The 277-nt window shown below is 38.3% G+C and carries 1 protein-coding gene; it reads right to left on the bottom strand.

Annotated elements, in window-relative coordinates:
- Positions 1–277, bottom strand: a 277-nt coding sequence (locus ACFRAE_RS17825) for a glutamine amidotransferase-related protein (protein ID WP_422798522.1), incomplete at both ends; no start/stop codon positions are given.

Here is a 277-nt window from a genome sequence, read left to right on the forward strand (position 1 = left end):
GAGGCACTTTTACGTTATTTGAAAATTTCAAAACATCAATGTCAAAAATCCCCAAACCTTCTGTATTTCCTTCTTCAGTTTTATTACACATCATCTGCATTCCAAGGCAAATTCCTAAAACAGGTTGTTGCAATTGCGGAATCAAATAATCCAATCCGCTTTCACGAAGCTTTGTCATTGCCGAACTCGCCTCGCCCACGCCTGGAAAAATCACTTTATCAGCCGCTTTAATTTCGTCTGAATTATTACTCAAAACTGCCTTAAAACCCAATCTTTC

The sequence above is a fragment of the Sphingobacterium sp. HJSM2_6 genome (assembly GCF_049316305.1).
Classification (GTDB): Bacteria; Bacteroidota; Bacteroidia; order Sphingobacteriales; family Sphingobacteriaceae; genus Sphingobacterium.